Annotated in this window: 8 protein-coding genes; 2 read left to right on the top strand and 6 right to left on the bottom strand. The window is 37.8% G+C overall.

Annotation, left to right across the window (positions count from 1 at the left end):
- On the bottom strand, positions 1-1,263 hold a 1,263-nt coding region (locus KTHG_RS11030), incomplete at its 3' end, for an AAA-type ATPase lid domain-containing protein (RefSeq protein WP_139993627.1).
- A gap of 385 nt (positions 1,264-1,648) precedes the next feature.
- Here KTHG_RS11030 and KTHG_RS11025 point away from each other — a divergent pair.
- Positions 1,649-1,837 (top strand): hypothetical protein, encoded by a 189-nt coding sequence (locus tag KTHG_RS11025; protein ID WP_126991860.1) that lies wholly within the window; start codon positions 1,649-1,651, stop codon positions 1,835-1,837.
- Between the two features lie 46 nt (positions 1,838-1,883).
- Here KTHG_RS11025 and KTHG_RS11020 read toward each other — a convergent pair whose 3' ends face one another.
- The 5 genes from KTHG_RS11020 to KTHG_RS11000 all read right to left on the bottom strand — a co-directional run bounded on the left by KTHG_RS11020 (position 1,884) and on the right by KTHG_RS11000 (position 6,364).
- Positions 1,884-3,044: a GGDEF domain-containing protein gene (locus KTHG_RS11020; RefSeq protein WP_139993533.1), complete on the bottom strand. Its 1,161-nt coding sequence runs from the start codon at positions 3,042-3,044 to the stop codon at positions 1,884-1,886.
- Between the two features lie 203 nt (positions 3,045-3,247).
- Entirely contained in the window at positions 3,248-3,517 is a 270-nt protein-coding gene (locus KTHG_RS11015) for a hypothetical protein (RefSeq protein ID WP_126991862.1), read from the bottom strand.
- Between the two features lie 208 nt (positions 3,518-3,725).
- Positions 3,726-5,114, bottom strand: a complete 1,389-nt coding sequence (locus KTHG_RS11010; RefSeq protein ID WP_139993531.1) for a sensor histidine kinase — start codon at positions 5,112-5,114, stop codon at positions 3,726-3,728.
- Entirely contained in the window at positions 5,111-5,788 is a 678-nt protein-coding gene (locus KTHG_RS11005) for a response regulator transcription factor (RefSeq protein ID WP_139993529.1), read from the bottom strand. The genes KTHG_RS11010 and KTHG_RS11005 overlap by 4 nt, the downstream gene beginning before the upstream one ends.
- Before the next feature lie 78 nt (positions 5,789-5,866).
- On the bottom strand, positions 5,867-6,364 hold the full coding sequence (locus KTHG_RS11000; RefSeq protein ID WP_126991865.1) for a GNAT family N-acetyltransferase: 498 nt from the start codon (positions 6,362-6,364) through the stop codon (positions 5,867-5,869).
- A 135-nt stretch (positions 6,365-6,499) separates the two neighbouring features.
- Here KTHG_RS11000 and KTHG_RS10995 point away from each other — a divergent pair, with 135 nt between their 5' ends.
- Positions 6,500-6,979, top strand: a complete 480-nt coding sequence (locus tag KTHG_RS10995; protein ID WP_126991866.1) for a YbaK/EbsC family protein — start codon at positions 6,500-6,502, stop codon at positions 6,977-6,979.
- The last annotated feature ends 360 nt before the right edge of the window (positions 6,980-7,339 follow it).

Genomic DNA, 7,339 nt, shown 5'->3' with positions numbered 1-7,339 from the left:
TCGGTATTGCAAACTCTGACGGCGGATATCAAGTGCTTTTGCTGCTTGTGATACATTGCCATCAAACAGCTCTAGCGCATTTTTAATATAATACTCTTCCATCTCCTGCATAAAAATCGTCAGTGGACGAATATCCTGCTTCGATGTTACTACAATCGATTGCACCGGTTTTACCTCTTCGTCATTTTGTACTTTCCAGCGGAACGACATCGGTAACTGGTCAAAGTCGATTTGGCGCTCGGTCGTAATCGTACTCATCGTTTCATCTAATAATACTTCAAGCTCTTTTAAATTCCCTGGCCAATCATAGCCCATAAAAATTTTCTCTACACGCGCTGATAGGCCATCTAATTGACTACCCGTTGTTTCACGATAACGCTTAAAATAATCATCAATAAACGGCTGAATATCCTCCTTACGCTCACGTAATGATGGGACACGGACGCATACAGACGCAAAGAAGTAATATAGCGCTTTAGATAGCTTTTGCTCGCTAATTAAATCAATCGGATCATCGCCAACAGATGCAATGAATTGATTGTTTTCTTGATGATCTTCAAATAATTCCAGCAAGCGCTCTTGCCCCTCTAGGCTTAAATATTCTAAACGCTCACAGAAAATAGTGACGTGGCGGTCCTCTTCAAAAAGTGCCTCAATTTGCGATAACAACGCGGCTTCATCATGTCGACAAATCAATGTCACAAACTGCTCCTTATGCACCGGTGACGCATGATGGATACCTTCTGCAATCATATCTTTTCCGGCACCTGATTCTCCGTATAATAGTACCGGCATTTGATTTTCAGCAGCCATGCGCGCCTTTTCAATGACACGCGCCATTTTTTTAGATACGGCCGTAATCGTCTCAAACAATAAAGGTTTGCCGTAACGACGAAGCGGCTGATAGGCGAGTAGTTCCCGCTCCGTAATATCGCGCATGATTTCAACAGCACCGATTAATGCCTCGTCTTGATACACCGGGGTTAAATCCGATAATGTCACAAACTCTTCGCCTGACTTCAGCCAGTAGTTTTGACGATGATTTTTAATCGCCTGCTCCGTTTTGAGTACATGATAAATCAGACTATCCTGACCGCGTGCATCCAGTGCCTGTTCCATGCGCTCGTCACTTGAAATACCTTTTAGCTCACGCATTTTTTCGTTAAAAATAAGCGTTTTCCCCTGTGTATCAACCGCATGAACCCCCACTTCGATATGGTTCGTAATATAGCGGTACATCTCCGTTAATTCCATTCTTTTCATGGCATGCCTTCCTCTCGCTTAATGTCATTAAAAGCAAAATAAATTGTCTACACTTTACTTAAACATTTAATTATAATGCAAAAAAATTATGCACCCGATGTTTTTGTTCTTTATTTTATTATACCCTACATTATTTTAATGGCCTCTTTATTTTTTAAAATATTGAAATACCTGAAAAGTCATTTAGGCGAAGCATAAACTTTGACGCTCTGTCGTAATGGCTGTATAGTATTCATATGAACAGAATAAAAGGTCAGCCATCTCACAACTGATGTTCTTTTCTGACAGCTGACACAGACAGCAACATCGAAGAAACGTTGGAAAAATACGAAAACCGAGATTATGTCGCTGTAAGTCAGCCAACTACTAACTAGGAGGCTTTTACATGACAAAATTCCAAAATGTAAAAATTAATGACAAAGTAATCGTCGAAAACGACAACCGCACAACAATCGGCACTGTAATGACAATTGGTGAGCACCAATTATCAATTCATACAGCCGATAACCGTCTATCGACTTACCATATTAATGATATTGATGAATTAGCGATTTTACTTGATCCAGTCGCTTAATGTATATAAAAAGGAGGACGCAGCAATGCGACCTCCTTTTTTCTATTTATATCTCAATTGTCACTTCTTCATAGTAGCGGACGCAATTTCGACCACTACGTTTTGCCTCATACAATGCCTCATCTGCTTCTTTAAACAGTTGTGTCATATTTACTTCTGTAGCAATATGCGAATGAGACACGCCTAAACTAACAGATAATACTGCTTCAAAAGGGGATGCTGCATGTGGAATTTGCGCTTCAAATACAGCCTGCCTCACCTGTTCAGCAAATGCTTTTATCGTTGTATTATCATCGTCGTGATGGAAGCGAACGAACATAAATTCTTCGCCACCATAGCGCGCAACAAAGGTCTTCTCTGCTCCTGCCTGCTGTTGCAAAATTTTTGCAACCATTCGTAAAGCATGATCACCTTCTAAATGACCATAAAAATCATTGTAATGCTTAAAGGCATCAATATCTAAAATCACTGCACTCACTTGTTGATTTTCAACCTGCAAATGTTGGTCCATATAATGATACAACCCTCGACGATTTGCAAGTGTCGTCAATTCATCACGCATCGATAAATACTCTAATTCTGTATTCAGTGCCTCTAACTCTTCATTTGTTTCACTTAATAACTCACGTTGCATATGATTTTGTGCGGCAACATTGTATAAAAAACGCGAGCCAATTGTCGCAAACACCATAAACACCGTAATGTTAATCATATGCCCTAGAAAAATATCTTCATTTGCTTGTGCTTCATACATCGCAAATGAAATAATCACTAATGGAATAAACTGCATGACCATAAATTTACGCATCGAACAATGATACATTAACACACCGACTAATACATTCGATAAATAAGCGGTCACCTGTCCATACGAGAATTGGTCTAGCACTGTTAAAGCACCACCCCAAAAAATAAAAAATACATAATAACTAAAAATAAAACGATCTAAAAAACGAATATGCTGTTCTTTATTAGGCATCCACCATAGCAGTGTTAACGATACAGCTGATACCGTTAATAAAACAATATAAAAAATAACATAGTAATGTAAGGAAAATCCATGTTCAAAAATATTACGTATTAATAAGGCAACTTCAAAAATGATGACAATAATTAACGAAATTTTAGCACGGTTAACATTATCAATCGTTAATTGACTAAAAAATGAACAGCCTGGTTTCGTTTGTAAAAATAACAATGATTGCATTTGATTCTCCTACTCTATTCGCTAGTATCTATAGATAGTAAACCCCTTATCATCTAGTATAGTACAAATTTTGTTTATGTATCTAGAATAGTTCTACTCATTTAATAGGTCTATACGTTCTTTTTTGTAATCACAAGGGTTACTTTTAGTTCATTATTCAAAAAGGCCGTCCTAAATGGACGACCCAAAACCGAGGACTATAATTAGTTTCTTACTTTTTTCTTTTTCTTAGCAACTTGCTTTTTTTTGCTTGTTTTTTTTGTTTGCTTTTTAACCGCTTTTTTTGGTTTATCAGGAACAATTAATGTATCGACATATGCCGGATTATTGTCGCTCATCGTCGGCATTGTATACGTTTCGGTTTTTGTTTCATACTCAATTATTTCTTCATCTGCCGCAAACGCTTGTGCTGGCCCTACTAACATCACTGTACCCATCATTGTCAACATAATCATTTTTAGGTTTTTTCTCATATTCTTTTGTACTCCTCGGTTTTATTTTTCTTTTTTTATTTCTCTAATAAACCTAAAATACCATATTTATTAAAATTTTAAACATTTTAATTTAAAAATGGTTATATTATACTAAATATTAATCATTTAAAAACTAATTTTCAGACAAAATAATAGAGAAAATGAAATAGCATCTCAGCAGACACTCCCTACATTTTCTCTAATTTTTTTATTTAGCTTGTTTTTTTGGTAATAACACCGTAAATATCGTGCCACTATGCAACGTGCTATCGACCGTAATTATACCATTGTGTAGCTGTACCATTGATTCAACAATTGATAGACCTAATCCTGAGCCTGAGATGGTTTGCGTACGAGCATCATCCGCACGATAAAAACGCTTAAAAATTTGCTGGCGTTGTTCGTCTGTCATGCCAATGCCACTATCTTTTACTTCTAGGCGTACTTTATCTCCATCATTTGTAGCAATCACTTCAATACTGCCACCATCACGATTGTATTTAGTTGCATTCGTCAATAAATTATCGACAATCGTTCCTAACATGACTGCATCTGCCTCAAGTTCAATATCCTCAATTTGAGAGCGCAACATAATGCCTGCTTGCCCAATCTTCCAGCGATGCTGATGAAGCATTTCATGTAATAAAGCTGTGAAATCCACTTTTTCAAATTTCACTAAATGCTGCATTTGATCAATGGATGTTAGTTGTAGCAATTGCTGTGTTAAATTGGATAACCGCTGAATCTCACTATTAATAACGTCAATATATACTTTCTTATCCTCATTCGTTAGCGTATCTTTTGCCAATAAATTCGTATAGCCTTTAATACTAGAAAGTGGCGACTGAATATCATGCGACACATTTGAAATAAATTCGCGGCGTACATCTTCCATTTTCGCAAGCTGTGCCGTCATATATGAAAAGCTCGTTGCCAGTTGCCCGATCTCATCTTTCGTCGTCACATCAAGTGGCACATCAAATTTCCCTTCTGCAATGACATGCGTTGCACGTGTCAATTTACGAATAGGCTTGACCAAATAATACGTACTAATAAAAACAAATAAAATACTTAATAAAATAGCTGCTGCAAACATAACACCAAATAGCCCATGCATTTCATTAAATAATAATTTAATATCTGGTCGTAAAAATAATGCATATTGATGCTGATCATGTGAAAGCTTCACACCCACCGTATTAGACAATTCATTGGCAAAAAAGCCTGTCACAAATGTTTGTTGTGGAAAATCACGTATGCCATGATAGGGTTTGCCCGCTAAAACGTCGTCAATGGCTTGCTTTGATATTGTGGTATCGCGAAACGCCGAACCGAAAAAACGTTCATTGCCATTATCCTCGACAATATAAAATTGATAGCCAATTTCAGATAAATTCTCTAAATATTCATCTAGTGATATATCTGGATGCAAGGACGTAAATTCTGCAATACTTTGTGCAATACGCATATTTTTCTCATCATTTTCAGGCTTTAACTTTTGCTGGTAATAGCCATTTGCCAATACAAAAGCGATAAGCGAGCTCACAACCATAATACAAGCCGTTAAAGCGACAAATTTTGTATACAGCGTCTTCATGCATAAACCTCTAGCATATACCCAACACCGCGTACTGTCTTAATTTCAATGTCTTCGACTAAATCACGGAAATGCTCTCGTAGACGTTTGACGTGCACATCGACTGTACGCGTATCACCTACAAAATCAAGTCCCCATACATGCTCAATCAGCTGTTCACGCGTAAAAGCTTGTCGTTTATTCGCAACTAAAAAACGGAGAAGTTCAAATTCCTTCGGTGGCAAGAAAAAGGTTTCATTGCCTACGACGACTTTAAAACTCGCTGTATAAATCATTAAATTGCCTGCCTTTAGCACGTCACTGTCTTCCTGTACATGATAGCGTCGCAGTAGCGCTTTTAAGCGAAATAATAGTTCTTGTACATCAAAAGGTTTCACTAAATAATCATCTGTACCCGATTCATAGCCTTTCGCTTTGTCATTAATTTGATTTTTTGCTGTCAGTAAAATAATAGGTAAATCAATATTTTTACGCAGCTCTTTTGTTAATTCAAAACCGTTCATAAATGGCATCATTACATCAAGCACTGCCGCATCAATTACTTGTTTTTTTGCGATGCTCAGTGCCTCCATACCATCCTTCGCTGTTAGAACGTCATATCCAGCATCTCGTAATGTCAACGATACAAGTTCTAAAATATGTACATCGTCGTCAGCTACTAAAATTGTTACCATCGTATTCACTCCTCTATCCTTCATCATACAAAATGCATACAAAAAGGCAAAGCGAAATGCTTTGCCCTCAACTCACGATTATTGTTCATCAATAAAACGTGTCATATAATATTCATCAATATATCGTCCATCAATTAACATGGCATCTTGCTTTGTTCCTTCAATCGTATAGCCCATTTTACGGAAGAGGAAGATGGCCTTTACATTATTCGTTAACACCATTAACTCTAGACGGTGTAAGCCATTATCACGCGACCAAGCATGCATATGTTCGAATAACTTCGTGCCGACACCTGAACTTCGTGCCTTACTATGCACGCCAACAGCGATTGTTCCGCAGTGCTTCGTGCTATGTATGACACCACGCTTCACTTGCAGATAACCAATAATATCGCCCGCTTCCTCCGCTACAAAGATCGTCATCGAATCTTTATTGTCCGTTATCCACTTCGCAATCCGCGCTTCATTTAAATCGATTTCTCCTAGCTGGAACACAACTGAATCATATGCATCGGCATTTTTAATTACTTCTACTAATTGTGCCGCATCGTCTGCTGTCGCAATACGAATATCCATCCAAACACCACCCCTTTTACTCTTTATCTGTTTATTACCCTCTTTTCATAAGATTAACATGACAATCCTATGTTAATTTTTACTACTTCAAGGATAACAGAATGTTCTGTATAATTGAAAGTAGGAGGAGATAGTATGAGTTTAGCATTAGCAGAAAAACATTTAGCTCAGTTTCACGTAAATGAGCGTATTCAATTATTAAATGAATCATCCGCAACAGTAGAAGAAGCGGCCAATGCATTAAACTGTGAGCCTGCAAGAATTGCGAAGTCTTTAACATTCGGTGTTGGCGATGATGCAATTATGATTGTTGCAGCTGGGGATGCCAAAATCGACAATAAAAAATTTAAAGAACAATTTGGTGTCAAAGCGAAAATGCTCGCCCCAGAACATGTAGAACAGCTTGTCGGTCATGCAGTCGGTGGTGTTTGTCCCTTTGGTGTTCCACAAACCGTACCGATTTTTTTAGATGCTTCACTGAAACGATTTACAACGGTCTTTCCTGCATGCGGTACAGCGAACAGTGCTATCGAGCTAACCATTGCTGAGCTCGAAACATTTAGCAATTACCGACAATGGATTGACATCGGTAAGGGCTGGCAATTGGAGGTATAATTTTTTAGCGCGTAGAACGATTTCATTTTTCAGAAATGGATCAGAGGCTCAAGAAGCGTGTTTTGGCTACGACATAACTGAAAATATGTGACAACGCCAAAAATAATTACGCTTTTACATAGAAAATAACAAATCTTTATGAAAAGCTGTCATTTATCGCAATTTTACGGGCGCGAAAAAAGCCGATAAAAACCCAAAATGACGAAAAACAGGCGCAAAATCGAGCTCTGAGGGGCATTTTTTGCACACTTGAAGCGTAAATTTTCACGCACGTCCAAAAATGCATTGTCATTTATTCAAAATGCTTCTATACATGCTGCATCGACCTATTCCGGCCCGAAAACACCCCTTTTCCAGACG

Source organism: Kurthia sp. Dielmo (assembly GCF_000307285.2).
Taxonomy (GTDB): Bacteria; Bacillota; Bacilli; order Bacillales_A; family Planococcaceae; genus Kurthia; species Kurthia populi.
This window is presented reverse-complemented; position numbering and strand designations above follow the sequence as displayed.

Bases quoted from the DNA above. Each gene is read 5' to 3' on its own strand.
- KTHG_RS11025 (WP_126991860.1), top strand. From the start codon at position 1,649: ATGACAAAATTCCAAAATGTAAAAATTAATGACAAAGTAATCGTCGAA.
- KTHG_RS11020 (WP_139993533.1), bottom strand. From the start codon at position 3,044: ATGCAATCATTGTTATTTTTACAAACGAAACCAGGCTGTTCATTTTTT.
- KTHG_RS11015 (WP_126991862.1), bottom strand. From the start codon at position 3,517: ATGAGAAAAAACCTAAAAATGATTATGTTGACAATGATGGGTACAGTG.
- KTHG_RS11010 (WP_139993531.1), bottom strand. From the start codon at position 5,114: ATGAAGACGCTGTATACAAAATTTGTCGCTTTAACGGCTTGTATTATG.
- KTHG_RS11005 (WP_139993529.1), bottom strand. From the start codon at position 5,788: ATGGTAACAATTTTAGTAGCTGACGACGATGTACATATTTTAGAACTT.
- KTHG_RS11000 (WP_126991865.1), bottom strand. From the start codon at position 6,364: ATGGATATTCGTATTGCGACAGCAGACGATGCGGCACAATTAGTAGAA.
- KTHG_RS10995 (WP_126991866.1), top strand. From the start codon at position 6,500: ATGAGTTTAGCATTAGCAGAAAAACATTTAGCTCAGTTTCACGTAAAT.